The organism is Brevundimonas sp. GW821-FHT12E07 (genome assembly GCF_058807035.1).
This window is the reverse complement of record NZ_JBXAQH010000001.1, coordinates 96025-115778: the sequence shown is the minus strand read 5'-3', so window position 1 is coordinate 115778 and position 19754 is coordinate 96025. Positions and strand designations below refer to the sequence as shown.

General features: G+C 68.0%; 18 protein-coding genes. 2 read left to right on the top strand and 16 right to left on the bottom strand.

All coding sequences use genetic code 11. The features are described from left to right. Nucleotides 1-48: 48 nt before the first annotated feature. The 7 genes from truA to ccmA form a co-directional block, all read right to left on the bottom strand. Complete coding sequence (gene truA, locus AC1ROD_RS00595) at nucleotides 49-789, bottom strand: tRNA pseudouridine(38-40) synthase TruA (RefSeq protein ID WP_492946326.1); 741 nt, start codon at nucleotides 787-789, stop codon at nucleotides 49-51. Next, nucleotides 789-1706, bottom strand: coding sequence for a methionyl-tRNA formyltransferase (fmt, locus tag AC1ROD_RS00590; RefSeq protein WP_492946325.1), 918 nt, complete (start codon nucleotides 1704-1706; stop codon nucleotides 789-791). The genes truA and fmt overlap by 1 nt, the downstream gene beginning before the upstream one ends. Nucleotides 1707-1891: 185 nt before the next feature. Beyond that, nucleotides 1892-2107 carry a hypothetical protein gene (locus AC1ROD_RS00585; RefSeq protein WP_492946324.1) on the bottom strand — a complete coding sequence of 72 codons (216 nt, stop codon included), beginning with the start codon at nucleotides 2105-2107 and terminating at the stop codon, nucleotides 1892-1894. Then, nucleotides 2107-2697 (bottom strand): peptide deformylase, encoded by a 591-nt coding sequence (gene def / locus AC1ROD_RS00580; protein WP_492946323.1) that lies wholly within the window; start codon nucleotides 2695-2697, stop codon nucleotides 2107-2109. Before def ends, AC1ROD_RS00585 begins: the two co-directional genes overlap by 1 nt. Before the next feature lie 60 nt (nucleotides 2698-2757). Then, nucleotides 2758-3180 (bottom strand): acyl-CoA thioesterase, encoded by a 423-nt coding sequence (locus AC1ROD_RS00575; RefSeq protein ID WP_492946322.1) that lies wholly within the window; start codon nucleotides 3178-3180, stop codon nucleotides 2758-2760. Between the two features lie 74 nt (nucleotides 3181-3254). Further along, the gene (gene ccmB, locus AC1ROD_RS00570) at nucleotides 3255-4007 is read right to left on the bottom strand and encodes a heme exporter protein CcmB (RefSeq protein WP_492946321.1); all 753 of its coding nucleotides are present in this window, start codon (nucleotides 4005-4007) and stop codon (nucleotides 3255-3257) included. After that, on the bottom strand, nucleotides 4004-4627 hold the full coding sequence (gene ccmA / locus AC1ROD_RS00565; RefSeq protein ID WP_492946320.1) for a heme ABC exporter ATP-binding protein CcmA: 624 nt from the start codon (nucleotides 4625-4627) through the stop codon (nucleotides 4004-4006). Before ccmA ends, ccmB begins: the two co-directional genes overlap by 4 nt. 189 nt (nucleotides 4628-4816) lie before the next feature. Between ccmA and acnA the strand changes: the two genes are divergently transcribed. Next, nucleotides 4817-7549 carry an aconitate hydratase AcnA gene (gene acnA / locus AC1ROD_RS00560; protein ID WP_492946319.1) on the top strand — a complete coding sequence of 911 codons (2733 nt, stop codon included), beginning with the start codon at nucleotides 4817-4819 and terminating at the stop codon, nucleotides 7547-7549. A 400-nt stretch (nucleotides 7550-7949) separates the two neighbouring features. Here the strand turns inward: acnA and AC1ROD_RS00555 are convergent, their stop codons facing one another. Then, nucleotides 7950-10418: an FtsK/SpoIIIE family DNA translocase gene (locus tag AC1ROD_RS00555; protein ID WP_492946318.1), complete on the bottom strand. Its 2469-nt coding sequence runs from the start codon at nucleotides 10416-10418 to the stop codon at nucleotides 7950-7952. A 148-nt stretch (nucleotides 10419-10566) separates the two neighbouring features. Here AC1ROD_RS00555 and AC1ROD_RS00550 point away from each other — a divergent pair, with 148 nt between their 5' ends. Then, the gene (locus AC1ROD_RS00550; protein WP_492946317.1) at nucleotides 10567-11820 is read left to right on the top strand and encodes a UbiH/UbiF/VisC/COQ6 family ubiquinone biosynthesis hydroxylase; all 1254 of its coding nucleotides are present in this window, start codon (nucleotides 10567-10569) and stop codon (nucleotides 11818-11820) included. A gap of 179 nt (nucleotides 11821-11999) precedes the next feature. Here AC1ROD_RS00550 and AC1ROD_RS00545 read toward each other — a convergent pair whose 3' ends face one another. The 8 genes from AC1ROD_RS00545 to rho form a co-directional block, all read right to left on the bottom strand. Then, nucleotides 12000-12182, bottom strand: a complete 183-nt coding sequence (locus AC1ROD_RS00545) for a hypothetical protein (protein ID WP_492946316.1) — start codon at nucleotides 12180-12182, stop codon at nucleotides 12000-12002. A 25-nt stretch (nucleotides 12183-12207) separates the two neighbouring features. After that, nucleotides 12208-13092, bottom strand: coding sequence for a ParB/RepB/Spo0J family partition protein (locus tag AC1ROD_RS00540; protein WP_492946315.1), 885 nt, complete (start codon nucleotides 13090-13092; stop codon nucleotides 12208-12210). A gap of 27 nt (nucleotides 13093-13119) precedes the next feature. Then, nucleotides 13120-13953 carry a ParA family protein gene (locus tag AC1ROD_RS00535; protein ID WP_492946314.1) on the bottom strand — a complete coding sequence of 278 codons (834 nt, stop codon included), beginning with the start codon at nucleotides 13951-13953 and terminating at the stop codon, nucleotides 13120-13122. Then, nucleotides 13946-14578, bottom strand: a complete 633-nt coding sequence (gene rsmG / locus AC1ROD_RS00530) for a 16S rRNA (guanine(527)-N(7))-methyltransferase RsmG (protein WP_492946313.1) — start codon at nucleotides 14576-14578, stop codon at nucleotides 13946-13948. Before rsmG ends, AC1ROD_RS00535 begins: the two co-directional genes overlap by 8 nt. A 1-nt stretch (nucleotide 14579) precedes the next feature. Continuing rightward, nucleotides 14580-16454: a tRNA uridine-5-carboxymethylaminomethyl(34) synthesis enzyme MnmG gene (mnmG, locus tag AC1ROD_RS00525; RefSeq protein ID WP_492946312.1), complete on the bottom strand. Its 1875-nt coding sequence runs from the start codon at nucleotides 16452-16454 to the stop codon at nucleotides 14580-14582. Between the two features lie 70 nt (nucleotides 16455-16524). Continuing rightward, a complete protein-coding gene (mnmE, locus tag AC1ROD_RS00520) occupies nucleotides 16525-17829 on the bottom strand; it encodes a tRNA uridine-5-carboxymethylaminomethyl(34) synthesis GTPase MnmE (RefSeq protein WP_492946311.1) in 1305 nt (434 codons plus the stop codon). A gap of 157 nt (nucleotides 17830-17986) precedes the next feature. Next, nucleotides 17987-18217 (bottom strand): DUF6489 family protein, encoded by a 231-nt coding sequence (locus AC1ROD_RS00515; RefSeq protein WP_492946310.1) that lies wholly within the window; start codon nucleotides 18215-18217, stop codon nucleotides 17987-17989. Nucleotides 18218-18305: 88 nt separating this feature from the next. Beyond that, entirely contained in the window at nucleotides 18306-19727 is a 1422-nt protein-coding gene (gene rho / locus AC1ROD_RS00510) for a transcription termination factor Rho (protein WP_492946309.1), read from the bottom strand. Between the last annotated feature and the right edge of the window lie 27 nt (nucleotides 19728-19754).

Below are 19754 nucleotides of genomic sequence, written 5' to 3'. Positions count from 1 at the left end.
TTGGGCCTATCGCGCCTTGCGCTACTTGAGGCCCGAGGACGCCGGGCCTCAGTCGTAAGCCACGCCGGTCAGATAAAGCCCGTCCGACGGCGCCACCGGCCCGCAAGCCGTGCGGTCGCGCGCGGCCAGGGCCTCGGCGACGTCTTCAGCCGTCCAGCGGCCGAGACCGACCTCGACCAGGGTGCCGGTCATGGAACGGACCTGACGGTGCAGGAAGGACCGGGCCTCGAACACCAGATGGACCTCCTCGCCGACGCGGGTGACACGGGCGACGTCCAGCGTCTTCTCCGGCGATTTCGACTGGCAGGCCAGATCGCGGAAGGTGGTGAAGTCGTGATGGCCGACCAGAACCTGGGCGGCCTCATGCATGGCCTCGGCGTCCAGCGCCTTCTTCATGTGCCAGACCTTGCCCCGCTCCAGCGCCGGACGGCCGGGGCGGTTGAGGATGCGATAGAGGTAGCGGCGGCCGGTGGCCGAGAAGCGCGCGTGCCAGTCGTCGCCGACGGCTTTGCTGTCCAGCACGGCGACCGCCTCCTTCACCAGATGGGCGTTGAGGGCGTTCATGACGGTGTCGGCGGGCCAGTCCTTTTCGAGGTCGACATGGACGACCTGACCCATGGCGTGGACGCCGGAATCCGTGCGGCCGGCGGCGGCGATGCGGACGTCCTGACCCGAGAAGGCCTTCACCGCGGTCTCGATCGCGCCCTGCACGGTCGGCAGGCCCGCCTGGGCCTGAAACCCGGCATAAGTCGAGCCGTCGTATTCGATGGTCAGGCGATAGCGGGGCATCAGCCCAATACGGTCCCGGCGGGCAGGGGGAAGCCCTTGAGCAGGTCGGAGGCCGGTTGCGCCGCCTTGCCCTCGCGCTGGACGCGGGTCAGGCGGATCGCCCCTTCGCCGCAAGCGACCAGCAGTTCGTCGTCGAGGACTTCGCCGGGGGCGCCGGTCCCCTTCAGGCTGGTGCGCGACATCAGGGCCTTCACGCGGGTTCCGTCCGACGCGGCGAACCAGGCGCCGGGGAAGGGCGACAGGCCGCGGATGTGGCAGTCGACCTCGGCCGCCGGACGGGTCCAGTCGATGCGGGCCTCGGCAGGGGTGATCTTCTTCGCATAGGTCGGCTCGCCCGCCTGGGGCGTCTCGGTCACCCCGCCACGCTCGATGGCGGCGAGCGCCCGGGTCCAGAGGGTGGCGCCGGTGGTCGCCATCCGCTCGGACAGGCTGGCGGCGGTGTCGTCGGGATGGATGGGCAGGACCTCGGACAGCAGGATCGCCCCCTCGTCGAGGCCTTCGGACATCCGCATGATCTGGACGCCCGTCTCGCGGTCGCCGGCCATGATGGCGCGCTGGATCGGGGCGGCGCCGCGCCAGCGGGGCAGAAGCGAGCCGTGCAGGTTGAAGCAACCCAGACGCGGCGCTTCGAGCACGGCGGGCTTGAGGATCTGGCCGTAGGCGACGACGCAGGCGGCGTCGAGGTCGAGGCTCTGGAAGATCTGGATGGCCTCGTCGGCCTTCATCGACTCGGGCGTGAACACCGGCAGGCCCATGGCCTCGGCGAAGGCATGGACCGGCGACGGCGTCAGCTTCTGGCCCCGGCCCTTGGGGCGCGGCGGCTGGGAATAGACGGCGACGATCTCATGGCCCGAGGCGATCAGCTCGCCCAACGAGGGCACGGCGAATTCGGGGGTGCCCATGAAGGCTAAACGCATCGGCTTTCCTTTGGCCGCCTGACGGCGGCGCGCTACCGCTCGCCGCGCCCCCCGGTCCGATCTTCGATCGGCCGGAGGACAGGCTCTGGCTCACTGCTTGAGCGCGATCCGGTCGCACTCTGGCGCTCAAGTAGCAAGCGACCGCGTCGCGAGCGTAGCGCCCTAAAACAAGAAAAGCTGGGACGTCAGTCCCAGCGCGAGGCGACCCCGCCGCCTTCGTCCCATTCGCCGCCAGCGTCCAGCGCGTCGTCGAAGTCGAGCAGGCGGTCCAGCAGGACCCCGGCGACCAGACCGATGGCGGCGACGCCGATGATGGTCGCCAGGCTGCCGATGCCGATCTTCTCGCTACGCGTCAGACGGCGGCGGCCGTGGGTGTCGATCACCGTCGATCTGCGGCCCATCATGCGTCCTCCAGCGCCCGCGAGCGCATGTATTTCCTGACCTTGGTCACCGCCCGGTCGCGCTTGAGCCGCGACAGATGGTCGATGAACAGAACGCCCTCGAGGTGATCCAGTTCGTGCTGGAAGCAGACGGCGTAGAGGCCGTCGATCTCTTCCTCGATGCGCTGGTTGTCGCGGTTGAGGTAGGCGATGCGGATGCGGGCCGGGCGCGAGACGGTGTCGAAATACTCCGGCAGGGACAGGCAGCCCTCCTCGTACTGGAACAACTCGTCCGAGGCCCAGAGGATTTCAGGATTGGCGAAGAAGCGGGGATTGGCGGCGAGATTGGGCTCGGCGTCCTCGCCGGCCTCGTCGACCACCTCGGCGTCCGTCGTCGGCTCGCCGTCGTGCAGATCCATGACCACGACACGGCGCAGATCGCCGATCTGGGCGGCGGCCAGGCCGATGCCCGGCGCCGCGTACATGGTCTCCAGCATGTCGTCCATCAGGGCGCGCACGTCGGCGTCCACAGCCTCGACCGGTTTCGAGATCTGCTTGAGCACCGACAGGTCGGCGGGGTTGTCGATGGTGAGGATACGTCTGACGGCCATGGGGCTCAGGTAGGCGCGAAGGCCCGTTTGGTCAAGATTTCCGACCTTTGCGGTGGGGCTTTAGGCCTGTTCGAAGCCCTGTTCGGGAATGGCTCTCGGCTTGCGATGTTCGTCGATGGCGACATAGGTGAAGACGCCTTCGGTCACGCGAATGACGGTGTGCGAGGCGCGCGGCCGCTTCCAAGCCTCGACATGGACGCGGATCGAGGTGCGGCCGACGCGCAGCACCTTCGCATAGATGGAAATCTCGTCGCCGACCGAGACCGGCTGGTGGAAGACCATGCCGTCGACCGCGATGGTGGCGCAGCGGCCGCGCGCCAGATCGAAGGCCGGCGTCGAGCCGGCGAGGTCCATCTGGGCCAGCAGCCAGCCGCCGAAGATGTCGCCCTCGGGGTTGGTGTCGGCGGGCATGGCGATGACGCGTACGACCGGTTGCTGGTCGGGCGCCTGGAGCGGGGTTTCGGGCTGGACGGTTTCGGTCATGAGATCCGCTTTACGCCTGCCGGGCGGGACGGCAAGCCAACTCCGGTTTCAGATTATCACCGATCACTTACGCCCTAGCCTTGCGCATTGCGGATCGCGGCGGCGCCGGCGAACGGGGCGATGACGGCGGCGAACAGGGCGTAGGCGGCCAGCAGAGCCAGAGCGGGCCCCGGCGGCAGACCCTGAACCGCCCGGGCCAGCGCGCCCGAGCCGAACACCACCGGCGGGATGAACAGCGGCAGGACGACGACGGCGATCAGCAGGCCGCCGCGTTTGGCGCCCAGAGCCAGAGCCGCGCCGAGCGCCCCGGTGAAGGCGAAGCCCAGCCCCCCGAGCCCCGCCGCCAGCGCCGTCAGGGGGGCCAGTCCAATCGGTTGTCCAAGGGCCAGGGCCGCGACGGGCGCGGTCAGGGCGAGCGGCAGGCCGGTGGCGATCCACTGGCTGAGCGCCTTGATGATGAAGACGGATTCCAGCGGCAGATGGCCGGTGGCGAGAAGATCGAGCGCCCCGTCCTCCAGATCGCGCTCGAACAGCCGCTCCAGCGACAGCAGGGAGGACAGGGCCAGAGCCAGCCAGGCCACGCCCGCCGCCACGGGGCCAAGGGTCTTCAGCTCCCCGCCCGCCGCCAGGGGCAAGATGGCGGTGATACAGGCGAAGAAGGCGCAGGCCAGCAAGGGCCCGCCGCCCCCGCCCCACGCCAGCGACAGCTCCCGTTCGAACAGGACCCGCGTCGCCCCGCGCAGGCCGGGGGCGCGCGGCTCCGGCGCGCCGGGCTCGGGCTTGCCGGGTTTCGGGTCGTTCCATTTGGGCAATCTGGGCTCGGTCATCCCAAGCCCCCCAGATCCAGCGTCCGCACCGGCATCGGCAGGGCGTCATGGACGGCGCAGAGGATCAGGCCGTCGGACCGCAGATGTCGCTGCATCACCTCGGCGAAGACGGCGCGCCAGCGGGCATCGAGCGGCCCCATGGGCTCGTCCAGAAGCCACAGGGCGCGCGGCGATCCGACCAGACGCCCCAGAGCGAGCCTACGCCGCTGTCCCGCCGACAGCTTGCGCACCTCCAGATCCAGCAGGGGCTTGAGGCCGAAGGTCTCGATGGCCTCGTCGACCCCGTCCTGGGTGTGGCCCAGCCAGTCGCACTGGAAGGCCAGTTCGTCGCGCGCCGTCCGCGCCCCCTTCAACCCGTCCAGATGGCCCAGCAGATGGACCTCCCGCCCCCGCGCCTCGCGCGGATCGAGCCGGTTGCGGTCGCCGTCGTAGAAGGTGATTTCACCGGCCTCGGGCCGGATCAGTCCGGCGACCGCGCGCAGCAGGGAGGTCTTGCCCGCCCCGTTGGCTCCGGTGAGGGCCGAGACCTCACCGGCCTGAAGTTCGAAGTCCAGTTCGCGGAACAGGACCCGCTCGCCGCGAAGGATGGAAAGTCGGCTCAAGCTCAGGGAATGGATCACTTTTTGCGACCCGTTCTCAATGTCCCCACAGAGGACGTGGATACATGGACTGTATACTTTCGCGGAGCTATAGCCCCCCGTGCCGCAGCAGGCTTTCGCCGCGCGCGTCGGGGACCTGTGTGACCCGGCGTCTGTCGCGCGGAGGCGCAACCGGATTGTCGGGCGGCGTACACCAGAGGAAGACTCTCCATGCCGTCGAATGACAGCCTCAAGACCCGTCAGGATCTCACCGTCGGGCGCAAGAAATACGCCTATTACAGCCTTCCCGCCGCCGAGGAAGCCGGTCTGGCCGGGATTTCCCGTCTGCCGCGCTCGATGAAGGTGCTTCTCGAGAACCTGCTGCGCAACGAAGACGGCGTTTCGGTCACCGAGGACGACCTCAAGGCCGTCGCCGCCTGGATCGAGAACAAGGGCTCGGTCGAGCACGAGATCGCCTTCCGCCCGGCCCGCGTCCTGATGCAGGACTTCACCGGCGTGCCCGCCGTCGTCGATCTGGCCGCCATGCGCGACGCCATGACCGCCCTGGGCGCCGACGCCTCCAAGATCAATCCGCTGAACCCGGTCGACCTGGTCATCGACCACTCGGTCATGGTCGACAATTTCGGCACCGCGAAAGCCTTCGGCCAGAACGTCGAGCGCGAGTATGAGCGCAACATCGAGCGCTACAACTTCCTGCGCTGGGGCTCCTCGGCCTTCGCCAACTTCCGCGTCGTCCCGCCCGGCACCGGCATCTGCCACCAGGTGAACCTCGAAAACCTCGCCCAGACCGTCTGGACGCTGGAAGAGGGCAAGAAGACCGTCGCCTATCCCGACACCGTCGTCGGCACTGACTCCCACACCACCATGATCAACGGCCTGGCCGTTCTGGGCTGGGGCGTCGGCGGCATCGAGGCCGAGGCGGCCATGCTGGGCCAGCCGATCCCGATGCTGATCCCGGAAGTCATCGGCTTCAAGCTGACCGGCCGTCTGCCGGAAGGCGCGACCGCGACCGATCTGGTCCTGACCGTCACCCAGATGCTGCGCAAGAAGGGCGTGGTCGGCAAGTTCGTCGAATTCTTCGGCGACGCCCTGGCCGGGCTGACCCTGGAAGACCAGGCGACCATCGCCAACATGGCCCCCGAATACGGCGCCACCTGCGGCTTCTTCCCCGTGTCGCAAGCCACCATCGACTTCCTGACCGCCACCGGCCGCGACAAGGCCCGCGTTGCGCTGGTTGAAGCCTATGCCAAGGCTCAAGGCCTGTGGATCGACGAAAACTCCGAAGAGCCGGTCTTCACCGACACCCTCGAGCTGGACCTGGCCTCGGTCGTGCCGTCGCTGGCCGGCCCGAAGCGTCCGCAGGACCGCGTTGAACTGACCACTGCCGCCCCCGAGTTCGAAGGCCATCTGACCGGCACCTTCGGCCGTCCGTCGGACGCCCCGCGCTACGACGTCGAAGGTGAGAAATTCACCGTCGGCGACGGCGACGTGGTCATCGCGGCCATCACCTCGTGCACCAACACCTCCAACCCCTCGGTCCTGATCGCCGCCGGTCTGGTGGCGCGCAAGGCCGCCGCTCTCGGTCTGAAGGCCAAGCCCTGGGTCAAGACCTCGCTGGCTCCCGGCTCGCAGGTCGTCACCGACTATCTGACCGACGCCGGCCTGCAGAAGGATCTGGACGCCCTGGGCTTCAACCTGGTCGGCTACGGCTGCACCACCTGCATCGGCAACTCTGGCCCGCTGTCGCCGGCGATCTCGAAGACGATCAACGACAACGCCGTGGTCGCCACCTCGGTCCTGTCGGGCAACCGCAATTTCGAAGGCCGGGTGAACCCCGACGTCCAGGCCAACTACCTGGCCTCGCCGCCGCTGGTCGTGGCCTACGCCATCGCCGGTTCGATGCGCATCGACATCACCAAGGACCCGATCGGTCAGGACAAGAAGGGCAAGGATGTCTTCCTGAAGGACATCTGGCCGACCTCGCAGGAAGTCTCGGACATCCAGCGCAAGTCGGTCACCCCGGCCATGTTCGCCAAGCGCTACAAGGACGTCTTCAAGGGCGACAAGCACTGGCAGGCGATCAAGATCGAAGGCGGCCAGACCTACGACTGGGACGCGGATTCGACCTACGTCCAGAACCCGCCCTACTTCGAGGGCCTGTCGATGGACCCGGCTCCGGTCACCGACATCGTCGAGGGCCGCGTGCTGGCCATCTTCGGCGACTCGATCACCACCGACCACATCTCCCCGGCCGGTTCGATCAAGTCCTCGTCGCCCGCCGGCGCCTTCCTGATCAACCACGGCGTCGACCCGCTGGACTTCAACGGCTACGGCGCCCGCCGCGGCAACCACGAAGTCATGATGCGCGGCACCTTCGCCAACATCCGCATCCGCAACCGCATCACCCCCGACATCGAGGGCGGCGTGACCAAGCACTTCCCGTCGGGCGACACCATGTCGATCTACGACGCGGCCATGCGCTACCAGTCGGAAGGCCGTCCGCTGGTCGTCTTCGCCGGCAAGGAATACGGCACCGGCTCGTCGCGCGACTGGGCGGCCAAGGGCACCAAGCTGCTGGGCGTCCGCGCCGTCATCGCCGAAAGCTACGAGCGTATCCACCGCTCCAACCTGGTCGGGATGGGCGTGGTGCCGCTGCAGTTCAAGGCCGACGGCTGGCAGAAGCTGGGTCTGACGGGCGAGGAAATCGTCACCGTCCGCGGCCTGTCGGACGTCAACATCGGCAAGCTGAAGCCGCGTCAGGACCTGTGGGTCGAGCTGTTCCGCCCGTCGGACGGCAAGATGGCCCGCTTCCCGGTCCGCTGCCGCATCGATAACCAGACCGAGCTGGACTACTTCCGCGCCGGCGGCGTCATGCCCTACGTCCTGCGCAACCTCGCGGGCGGCGGCACCGCTCCGGAAGCCGAAGCCATCGCGGCCGAGTAATCGGCCCCAGCGGTTTGAAATGAGGAAAGGCCGGTGGAGCGATCCACCGGCCTTTTTCTTTGGTACGCGTATTTGAGAGAGCTAGTCGCGGGTTTCCGCGCAAATGTTCAGACCTGTGTCTTTGCTTGGATGGCAATCGCGGCCGCATTCGAATGTTCCGCGATCAGGAACGCCGAAAACCACCAGCGTTTCGAGGGCAGATGCCCTGCACTGCTCGAAGGTCTTAAACTGGCCGATCTGAACGCTGACGACGAGGTTGTTGGCATCTGGGTAGACAAAGCCCGTCCAGTTTGGCGACCCAGAGCAAGACGCCAGAAGTAGAGCCGTGACCGCCAGGAGGCGTTTCGCCCTTTCCCTGTTAGACCCGCCTAGCAACACCCAACTCCCCATAGAACAGGCCTCACCCCATCGGCGGCGGGCCGGCGAGGACGTCGCGCTTGCCGGAGTGGTTGGCGGGGGAGACCACGCCCTCCTGCTCCATCCGCTCGATCAGGGAGGCGGCGCGGTTATAGCCGATCTGCAGACGGCGCTGGACGTAGGAGGTCGAGGCCTTGCGGTCGCGGGTGACCACGGCGACGGCGCGGTCGTAGAGGTCGTCGCCGGAAGAGCCGCCGTCATCGCCGCCCATGGCGTTGTCGCCGTCGCCGTCGGGGTCGTCGGTGATCAGGTCGAGGTAGTCGGGCTCGGCCTGGGCGCGCAGGTGGGCGCAGACGCTCTCGACCTCGCCGTCGGTCACGAACGGACCGTGCAGACGGGTGATGCGGCCGCCGCCGGCCATGTAGAGCATGTCGCCTTGACCCAGCAGCTGCTCACCACCCTGTTCGCCCAGGATGGTGCGGCTGTCGATCTTGGAGGTGACCTGGAAGGAGATCCGGGTCGGGAAGTTCGCCTTGATGGTGCCGGTGATGACGTCGACCGACGGCCGCTGCGTCGCCATGATCAGGTGGATGCCGGCGGCGCGCGCCATCTGGGCCAGACGCTGGACCGCGCCTTCCACGTCCTTGCCCGCGACCAGCATCAGGTCGGCCATCTCGTCCATGACCACGACCAGATAGGGCATGGGCTCGGGACGGATCTTCTCGGACTCGTAGATCGGGCGGCCCTGTTCGTCGAAGCCGGTCTGGACCGTGCGTTCGAAATGCTCGCCCTTCTTCTGGGCCTCGACGGCGCGCTCGTTGTAGCTGGCGACGTTGCGGACGCCGAGCTTGGACATGCGGCGATAGCGGTCCTCCATCTCGCGCACCGTCCATTTCAGGGCGACGACGGCCTTCTTGGGATCGGTGACGACGGGGGCCAGCAGGTGCGGGATGCCGTCATAGACCGACAGTTCCAGCATCTTGGGGTCGATCATGATGAAGCGGCACTCGGCCGGCGTCAGGCGATAGAGGATCGACAGGATCATGGCGTTGACCCCGACCGACTTGCCCGAGCCGGTGGTGCCCGCGATCAGCAGGTGAGGCATGCGCGCCAGATCGGCGACATAGGGCTCGCCGCCGATGCTTTCGCCCAGCGCCAGAGGCAGGATGTGCGAGGGCTTGGCGTATTCGCCCGAGGCCAGCAGATCGCGCAGATAGACGGTCTCGCGCTTGGCGTTGGGCAGTTCGATGCCGATGGCGTTACGGCCCTGAACGACCGAGATGCGGCAGGCGCGGGCGCTCATCGAGCGGGCGATGTCGTCCGAGAGGGCCACGACCCGGCCGTGCTTGACCCCGGCGGCGGGCACCAGTTCATACAGGGTGACGACCGGGCCCGGGCGGATCTGGTCGATGACGCCCTTGACCCCGAACTCGGCCAGAACGCCTTCCAGCATCTTGGCGTTCTGCTTCAGGGAATCCTCGTCGATCATGCCGACGCGGGCCTGGGGCTTGGCCAGCATGCCGAGCGGCGGCAGGTCGAAGTCGCCTTCCGGCCGGTCGAAGACGAAGGCGCCCTGATCCGGATCGCCGGTGTTTTTCGCGGGCTTGGGCGTCTTGGGCGCGGCGACGCGCGGCTCGACGGCGGCGGCCAGAGAGGTCGGAGCCATAGGCGCGGCCTCTTCCCACGGCGGACCGTCGTCGGCATAGGCGCCGTCGCTGTCGGCCTCATCGGGGGTCCAGGCGGCTTCCGGAGCGGCTTCCGGCGCCGTGGGGGCGCGGCTGGAAACCTCGGCCATCCGCTGTTCGGACTGGATGGCGGCGGCTTCCGTCATCGGCTTTGGCTTTGCCGCACGCGGCTTGCGCGGCGCAGGGACCGGCTGGGGATCGGGCTGGCGGCGCAGGGTCGCGCCCCAGTGCAGGGCCTCGGAGAAGTCGGTCAGGCGCACGCCCACGGCATAGGCGCAGGCCCACAGGCCCAGCCCCGCGAACAGCAGGCCGACGATGACGCGGGCGCCGGGGATCTTGAGCGCATGCAGGCCGCCGGCGGTCAGGCCGGTGAAGGCGTCGCCCCACAGGCCGCCCATTCCGGTCGCCAGAGGCCAGGCGGCGGGCGCGGCCAGGGCCGACAGGGCGGCGGACAGCAGAAGCACGCCCGCCGAGGCCGACAGGGCCTTCAGCGGCGTCGGCTTGAGCCGCTGCTGGATGGCCTCTCCGATGGCCGTGGCCAAGCCGAAGGCGATGATCAGCACCGTCATCGGCCAGGCGGCCAGACCCACGGACTGCATGGCCAGATCGGCGAACAGGGCGCCGTTGCCGCCCAGCCAGTTGGTCGCGCTCGTCGAGGAGGCGGCGTTCAGGCTCGGATCGGCCGGATTCCACGAGATCAGGGCGACCAGCAGCAGGGCCGCCAGCAGGGCCTGCAGCACGCCCCGGAACCGCACCACGAAGGGCGCGTCCCACAGGATGCGGGCGCTGGACCAGGCGCGATTGCCGAGGATCAGAACGGCGGACATGGAACGGCTTACTCCGGACGAAACGGTCTTACCGCCGTTGTCGCCCGAGGGTGGTTAAGGGGGCATTTACCAAGCCACGCTTGCAGAGGCGGGCCTGTGGACCTTCTGACCTCTGGACGACGGGCTCAGGGGGCGCGACAAGCGGGGCATGAGCACGCCCTTTACGCATGACGTCATCATCGCCGGCGCCGGCATGGCCGGGGCGACCTTCGCCCTGGCGGCGGCTCAAGGCGGGCTGAAGGTGGTGCTGGTCGATCCTCAGCCGTTTTCGGCCCAGCTGGCCCCGACCTTCGACGGCCGTTCGACCGCCGTCGCCTACGCTACCTTCCGCATGTTCGACGCGCTCGGCGTCGGCGAGGGTCTGCGCCCCCACGCCTGCCGGATGGACCATATTCTGGTGACCGACGGCCATCGGCCCGGTGCGGCCTCGCACAGGCCCCTGCCCGCCTACCTGCGCTTCGACGCCGCCGAGATCGGCGACCAGAACGGCGACGAGCCGCTGGGCTATATGGTCGAGAACCGCCGCATCCGCACGGCCCTGGCCGAGGCGGTGACCGCCGCCGGGATCGAGGTGCGCGCGCCCGTTTCGGTGACCTTGGTGGAGACCGACGGCTTCGGCGCGATCGTGACCCTGAGCGACGGCGATGTCCTGAAGGCGCCGCTGGTCGTGGGCGCGGAAGGCCGGGCCTCGGTGGTGCGTCGCGCGGCGAAGATCGGCACGGTCGGCTGGGGCTATGGCCAGAGCGGGGTCGTGGCCACGGTGCGTCTGGGCCGGCCCCACGGCGGGGTGGCCCACGAATATTTCCTGCCCGGCGGCCCCTTCGCCATCCTGCCCCTGACCGACCAGCGCGCCAGTCTGGTCTGGACCGAGACCACCCGCCGCGCCGAGGCCCTGAAATCCGCCTCGGACGAGGCCTTCAACGCCCATCTGATGCGCCGCTTCGGCGAGTTTCTGGACGGCGCGACGCCCGAGGGCCCGCGCTTCGTCTATCCCCTGTCGCTGGAGCTGGCCGAAAAGCTGACCGCCCCGCGCACCGCCCTGCTCGGCGACGCCGCCCATGGGGTGCATCCCGTCGCGGGTCAGGGGCTGAACATGGGGCTGAAGGACGCCGCAGCCCTCGCCGAGGTGCTGACCGAGGCTGTGCGGCTGGGCGAGGATTTCGGCTCGGAGACGGTGCTGGACCGCTACGCCCGCTGGCGCCGGTTCGACAATGCGGCTCTGGCGGCCGGTTTCGACGGCTTCGTGCGGCTGTTCTCGAACGATCTGCCGCCGGTGCGTCTGGCGCGTGATCTCGGCATGGCCGCCGTCAACCGCATCGGCCCCCTGCGCCGCGCCTTCATGCGCGAGGCCGGCGGCGCGACGGGGGATCTGCCGAGCCTGTTGAGGGGCGAAGTGGTTTAGCCAAGCTGTCTCCTCACCACGCTCAGCGTGGGGAGGTGGCTCCGAGCTCTTCGCGAGGAGACGGAGGGGGTTCTTTCTTCCTTTTCCGAGGGTGGCGTTCGGGCTGCAAAGACCCCCCTCCACCACCCGCCAAGCGGCGGGCGGTCCCCCTCCCCATCGCAAAGCGATGGTGAGGAAACCTAACCCCGCTTCGAGGCCTTCCTGAACGCGGGCTTGGCCATGGCCGCGCTCTTGGCGCCGGCCGCCTTCTCAGGATGCTGGCCGGGCTTGAAGGCCGGGCCGCCCTTTCCGGTAGCGCCAGCCTTCTTGGCGGCGAGGACGCGTTTCAGGGCTTCGGCGGCGGTTTCAGTCTTTTCAGTCATGCCCGGACCCTAGCACAGACCGGCCTCAGCCGCGCATAAGGCGGCGGCAGAGGTCGTCCAGCTGCTCCAGCGAGCCATAGCGGATGGTGATCTCGCCCTTGCCGCCCTTGTCGGCCAGCTGGACCTTCAGCCCCAGGGCGTCGGCCAGATCCTGCTCCAGCGCCTGAACGTCGGCCGAGCCTTCGCCCGAGGCCGCAACCGGCTTGGCCGACGACGGCTTCGGACCCTCGGCCGCGCGCCGGGCCAGGGCCTCGGCCTGACGGACGTTCATGCCTTCCTTGAAGACCTGTTCGGCCAGTTCGCCCGGGTTGGGGGCGGTGATCAGGGCGCGGGCGTGACCTGCGGTCAGCTTGCCGTGGCGGACATACCAGAGGACTTCCTCGGGCAGTTGCAGCAGGCGCAGGGTGTTGGCCACATGGCTGCGGCTCTTGCCGACGACGCCGGCGACCGTGTCCTGGGTCCGGCCGAACCGCTCCATCAGCATCCGGTAGGCGTCGGCCTCTTCCAGAGGATTCAGGTCCGCGCGCTGGACGTTTTCAATGATTGCGACCTCGAACACCTCGACGTCGTCCATCTCGCGCACGACGATCGGCACTTCGGTCAGGCGGGCGGCCTGGGCGGCGCGCCAGCGGCGTTCGCCGGCGATGATCTGCCACATGCCGTCCTGACCCGGCTGGGTGCGCACCAGGATGGGCTGGAGGATGCCCTTGTCGCGGATCGAGGTCGTCAGTTCGTCGAGGTCTTCCTGGGTGAAGATCTTGCGCGGCTGATCGGGGTTGGGCTTGAGGCTTTCGATCGGCGCGGTCTGGATTCCAGCCGCCGGCGCGCCCGAAACCGGCACAGCCTCGGCGGCGTTCTCGCCCAGCAGGGCCGACAGGCCGCGGCCCAATCCTCTTTGACGTTCAGACAAGTCTTTGTTCCGTTTCTTTTATTGTTTTCAGGCGGCGGCCGGTTCGGCGCGGCGGCGGCGTTCGCGGCCGACCACCTCCTTGGCGAGGCGCAGATAGGCCTGGCTGCCCGTGCATTTCAGATCGTAGATCAACACAGGCTTGCCGAAGGACGGCGCCTCCGACACCCGGACGTTCCGCGGGATGACCGCATCATACACCTTGTCGCCGAAATGGCCGCGCACGTCGGCGGCGACCTGGGCCGACAGGGCGTTGCGGCGGTCGTACATGGTCAGGACCAGACCCTGGATTTCCAGCGCCGGATTCAATGATTGACGGACCATGTCGATGGTCTTCATCAACTGTGTCAGCCCCTCCAGAGCGAAGAATTCGCACTGCAACGGGACCAGCACCCCGTCGGCGGCCGCCATGGCGTTCAGCGTCAGCAGGTTGAGCGACGGCGGACAGTCGATCAGGACATAGTCGTAGGGGGCCGGGTCATACCCGGTAGTTCCGTTCTGCTGCGCCTCGAGCGCGTCTCGCAGACGGTAGGAGCGCCGGTCGGCCTGGCTCAGCTCGATCTCGACCCCCGACATGTCGGCGTCGGCCGGAATAATATGCAGACCCGGTACGGCCGTCGGTACGGCCGCATCATGGATCGAGCGGCCGTCGACGACCACGTCATAGATGGTGATCCGACGCGTTTCACGTGGAACACCCAGACCCGTGGAGGCATTGCCCTGCGGGTCCATGTCGACGATCAGCACCTTCTCGCCGATGGCGGCCAGGGCCGTCCCGAGGTTGATCGCGGTCGTGGTCTTGCCCACCCCGCCCTTCTGGTTGGAGACGGCGAGGACGCGGGTCTTCTTCTCGACTTCAGGCATGTTTACGCTTTTGGGAGCCACGGCGAAGGGTCCTGACGGTTACGATACGACCGCGCGGATCGCTGCGGGAGACGGAGAGGTCAGCCTCCAGATGCCAGACCTTGGCCGCTTCCTGCAACTCCGCCTCGGCCTTCTCTCCCTTGAGAAACACAGCTTGTGCACCGCGCGAGAGGTAGGGCTGTGCATAACTCAGAAGCTTGTCCATCGGAGCGACAGCGCGGGCGGTGACGACGTCCACCTTGACGTTCTGCTCCTCGGCCCGGCCCCAGATGACGGTCGCCGGCAGGGCCAGCTCATCGACGATGGTCTGGAGGAATCGGCAGCGTTTCTGCAGGGAATCGATCAGCCAGACGTGCGCTCCCGGCCGATCCTTCAACAGGATGGCGAGGACCAGACCGGGGAAACCCGCCCCTGCCCCCAGATCCGCCCAGGTCTTCGCTTCCGGCGCCAGATCCAGCAGCTGGGCCGAGTCCCAGGCGTGCCGATTCCAGAAGTCGGGAATCGAATCCGGCCCGACGAGGTTCATGACCTCATTGGCCTCGGTCAGCCGCTCGACGAAGACGGCGAGGTCGGCCATACGCTCCGACGATGCGCCGGTCAGGGTCTGAAATTCGGGCGGGGTCATCTTATGCGGCGGCTTCGGCCCGCGCGCCCTTGCGCACGTGAGACAACAGGGCGGTCAGGGCGCCGGGGGTCATGCCCTCGATCCGGCCCGCCTGCCCGAGGGTCTGGGGCTGGATGAGCGACAGCTTCTCGCGCACCTCGTTGGAGAGGCCGCCGATGGCCGTATAGTCGAGATTGGCCGGAAGCTTCAGTTGCTCTTCACGACGCAGGGCCTCGGCGTCGGCGGCCTGACGGTCCAGATAGCCGGCATAGCCCGCATCGATCTGCACCTGTTCGCGCACGGCGGCGGGCCACTCGCCGATGACCGGATGCTCAGCCTCGAAGGCGGTCAGGTCGACGCCCGGATAGGCCAGCAGGTCGCGCATCGAGCGGCGCTGACCGTCCGAGTTGACGGCGATGCCGAGCGCCTGCGCCTCCTTCGGCGTGTAGCGCGTTTCGCGTGCAAGGGTCATGGCCTCGGCCAGAGCGGCGGCTTTGGCTCCGAACCGGAGGGCGCGGTCAGAGCCGACGACGCCGGCTGCGATGCCGATGGGGGTCAGACGCTGGTCGGCGTTGTCGGCGCGCAGGGTCAGACGATACTCGGCCCGGCTGGTGAACATCCGATAGGGCTCGGTGACGCCCCGGGTGACGAGGTCGTCGATCATCACACCGATATAGGCCTGGTCTCGGCCGAGGATGATCGGGTCCGATCCGGCGGCGGCGCGGGCGGCGTTCAGGCCGGCGATCAGGCCTTGGGCCCCTGCCTCTTCATAGCCGGTCGTGCCGTTGATCTGGCCGGCCAGATAGAGGCCCGGGCGGCGCTTGACCTCCAGAGCCGGGGTCAGCTCGCGCGGATCGACATAGTCGTATTCGATGGCATAGCCGAAGCGGAAGACCTCGACCGCCTCCAGCCCCGGCATGGTGCGCAGGAAGGCTAGCTGGGTCTCGGGCGAAACCGAGGTCGAGATTCCGTTCGGATAGACGGTGGGATCGTCCAGACCCTCGGGTTCGAGGAAGACCTGGTGCGAAATCTTGTCGGCGAAGCGGACCACCTTGTCCTCGATCGAGGGGCAGTAACGCGGGCCGCGACCGGTCAGGTGGCCGCCATAGACGGCGCTCTCGCCGAGGTTGGCGGCGATGATCCGGTGGGTCTCTTCATTGGTAGAGGTGATGCCGCAGGCGATCTGGGGCACGTCGATCCGGTCGGTCAGGAAGCTGAACGGCACCGGCTCCTCGTCGGCGGCCTGCATCTCCAGCCGGTCCCAGCCGATGGTGCGACCGTCGAGACGAGCGGGGGTGCCGGTCTTCAGACGGCCCATCTGGAGGCCCGCGCCATAGAGGTCGGCGGCCATGCCGGTCGAGGGATCCTCGCCGTGGCGGCCCGCCGGGATACGCTCGTCGCCGCGATGGATGACGCCGTTCAGGAAGGTGCCCGTGGTCAGGACGACAGCGGCGGCGCGGATCGGCTCGCCTCCAAGTGTGGTGACCCCTACGACGCGGTGCCCGTCCATGATCAGACCTTCGGCGGTGCCGGCCATCAGGGTCAGGTTCGGCGTCTGGGCCAGTTCAGCCTGCATGGCCTCGCGGTACAGACGGCGATCGATCTGGCTGCGAGGGCCCTGGACGGCGGCGCCCTTGGAGCGGTTCAGCAGGCGGAACTGGATGCCCGACACATCGCCCAGCCGACCCATGACACCGTCGAGGGCGTCGATCTCGCGCACCAGATGGCCCTTGCCCAGACCGCCGATGGCCGGGTTGCACGACATCTCCCCCACCGTCTCCAGCTTCTGGGTTAGCAGAAGGGTGCGGGCGCCGGCGCGCGCGGAGGCGGCCGCGGCCTCACAGCCGGCGTGGCCGCCGCCGATGACGATGACGTCGAAGGAATGGGGGGAATGCATGGGGCGGGACATAGGGGAAATGGGCCGAAAAAGCTACTGGAGGCGGTGTTTCACGTGGAACAGACCGCCCTCACTTTCCGATACAGAAGGTCGAAAACACCTCGCCGAGAACATCCTCGACCCCGATGGCCCCGGTGACCCGGGCCAGGGCCTCGGCGGCGCGGCGCAGATCGTCCCCCGCCATCTCGGGCGCGCGGTCCAGGGCAGCGCGCCCGGCCTCGACGGCGGACAGGGCCTCGGTCAGACGGCGGCGGTGTCTTTCACGTGTAACGGCGGGGAAGTCGGCGCCCGAGAGATCGCGAGCGAGGCGGGCGGCGATCCAGTCGTGAAGGGCGCCGAGCCCCTCCCCGCTTGCAGTGCTCACGGTCAGAACCTCTGTGGCCTCGACCGACGCCGCGCCCAGATCCGCCTTGGTCAGGACGACCAGATCGTCAGCTTTCGCGAACCCAGCGGCGACGCCGTCGGGGTCGCCGGGGGCCCGGACCCAGAGACGAAGGTCGGCCTCGGCGGCGCGGGCGCGGGCGCGTCGGACACCCTCGGCCTCGACCGGATCCTCACTGTCGCGCAGGCCGGCGGTGTCGGACAGGGTCACGGCATAGCCGCCGATGACCAGTTCAGCGTCGAGTACATCACGCGTCGTGCCGGCGATGGGGGTGACGATCGCCGCTTCCCGCTCGACCAGGGCGTTGAACAGGGACGACTTGCCGGCATTGGTCTCGCCGATCAGGACGATGCGATAGCCCTCACGCACCCGGCGTCCGCGGTCGGCGTCAGCCAGGGCCGCGCGTAGATCGGCGGCCAGATCGTCGAGCACTGGCCCGGCGGTGCGCGCCAGATTGTCGGGCACGTCCTCATCCGGGAAATCGATCTCGGCCTCGACGAGGGCGAGGGCCTTGAGCAGGTCGCGGCGGAAGCCGGCGTAGGTCTGGGAAAGGGCGCCGTCGAGCTGGCCGAGGGCCTGACCGGCTTGGGCCGTGGTCTCGGCGTCGATCAGGTCGGCGACCGCCTCGGCCTGGGCCAGATCCATCCGGCCGTTCTCGAAGGCTCGACGCGTGAACTCGCCGGGCTCGGCCGGACGCAGGCCCAGAGCGATGAGGGCGTTGGAGGCGGCCTCGACCACGGCGGGCCCGCCGTGCAGATGGAGCTCGGCGCAGTCTTCGCCCGTGTAGGAGTTCGGGCTTGGGAAGCGGAGGACCAGGGCCTGGTCGATGATCTGTTCCACGTGCCGCAGCGTACGCAGCGACGCCAGACGCGGCTTCAGGCCGCCCGCACCGAGGGCGGTCAGGACGGCGTCAGTCCCGGGACCGGACAGGCGAAGGATGGCGATGGCCCCGCGACCCGGCGGGGTGGCAAGGGCGAAGATGGTGTGGGTCATGGGGAAAATATCTCCTCCCCACGCAGTGGGGAGGGGGACCGCGAAGCGGTGGAGGGGTTGAACCGCGCCGAGGCTGTTTGCAAAGAACTCCCTCCGTCTCTTCGCTGCGCTCCGAGCCACCTCCCCATCGCAGCGCGATGGGGAGGAGACGGGACGGTCACTTCGACGTCGTCGCGGCTTCCATCAGGCGGCGGAACTGGTCCTGGGCGGTCAGGCCGAAGCTGGTCCAGGACTTCATCAGCTCTTCCGGCTGCATGGCCGAGACATTGGCGTCCATGCGCTTTTTCATCTCCTCGACCAGATGGTCGTTGAGCGAGGTGACATCCGGAAGACCGAGAAAGGCGCGGGCCTCGGCCGGTTCGCACTCGATATTGATGGTGACCTTCATGGCCTCACTCCACTGCCGGAACCCGATGTTTCACGTGAAACTACGTAGTGCCCGGCCATACCGCCGCTCGCCCAATCGTGATCGACGATCAGGTGTTCATCGACTGGAAGAAGTCGCCGTTGTTCTTGGACTGGCGCAGCTTGTCGAGCAGGAACTCGATGGCGTCCTGCGGACCCATGGGGTTCAGGATGCGACGCAGGACATAGGTCTTGGTCAGCTGTTCCTTCGGCGTGATCAGCTCTTCCTTGCGGGTGCCGGACTTGAGCACGTCGATGGCCGGGAAGATGCGCTTGTCGGCGACCTTGCGGTCCAGGACGATTTCCGAGTTACCGGTGCCCTTGAACTCTTCGAAGATGACCTCGTCCATGCGCGAGCCGGTGTCGATCAGGGCCGTGGCGATGATCGTCAGGGAGCCGCCCTGCTCCACATTTCGCGCCGCGCCGAAGAAGCGCTTGGGACGCTGCAGGGCGTTGGCGTCGACACCGCCGGTCAGGACCTTGCCAGACGAGGGGACGGTGGCGTTGTAGGCGCGGCCCAGACGGGTGACCGAGTCGAGCAGGATGACGACGTCGCGCTTGTGCTCGACCAGGCGCTTGGCCTTTTCGATGACCATCTCGGCGACGGCGACGTGACGGCTGGCCGGCTCGTCGAAGGTCGAGGCCACGACCTCGCCCTTCACGGTGCGCTGCATGTCGGTGACTTCTTCGGGGCGTTCGTCGATCAGCAGAACGATGAGGAAGACCTCGGGGTGGTTCTTCTCGATCGACTTGGCGATGTTCTGAAGCATGACCGTCTTACCCACGCGCGGCGGGGCGACGATCAGGCAGCGCTGGCCCTTGCCGAGCGGGGCGACGATGTCGATGACCCGGCCCGAACGGTCCTTCAGGGTCGGGTCCTGGATTTCCATGTGCAGCCGCTCTTCGGGATAGAGGGGCGTCAGGTTGTCGAACAGGACCTTGGTCGAGACCGTTTCCGGATCCTCGAAATTGATGGTGTCGACCTTGAGCAGGGCGAAGTAGCGTTCGCCCTCGCGCGGGCCGCGGACGGCGCCGTGGACGGTGTCGCCGTTGCGCAGGCCGAAGCGGCGGATCTGCGAGGGCGAGACATAGATATCGTCCGGACCCGGAAGGTAATTGGCGTCCGGACTGCGCAGGAAGCCGAAGCCGTCGGAGAGGATTTCGAGCACGCCCGAGGCGATGATCTCGACCTCTTCATCGGCCAGGGCCTTGAGGATGGCGAACAGCAGGTCCTGTTTGCGCAGGTTGCCCGCGTTCTCGATCTCGAGCTGTTCGGCGAAGGCGACCAGATCGGCCGGCGTCTTGTCGTTCAGTTCCTGCAGGGTGATGCGGCCGGAGGGAACGACGGCTTCGCCCTCCTCCTCGTCTTCCGCCTCGGCGGCCTCGATGGCGCTCTGGGCGGCGGCGATTTCTTCCGCGGTGTTTTCAGGGGTCAGCCCTTCGAGCGCTTCGGCTTCGGGGGCGGTGGGATCGGTGTCGCGTACGTCGGTCATGTCAGGATAGCACCCGGCCTCGCGCCC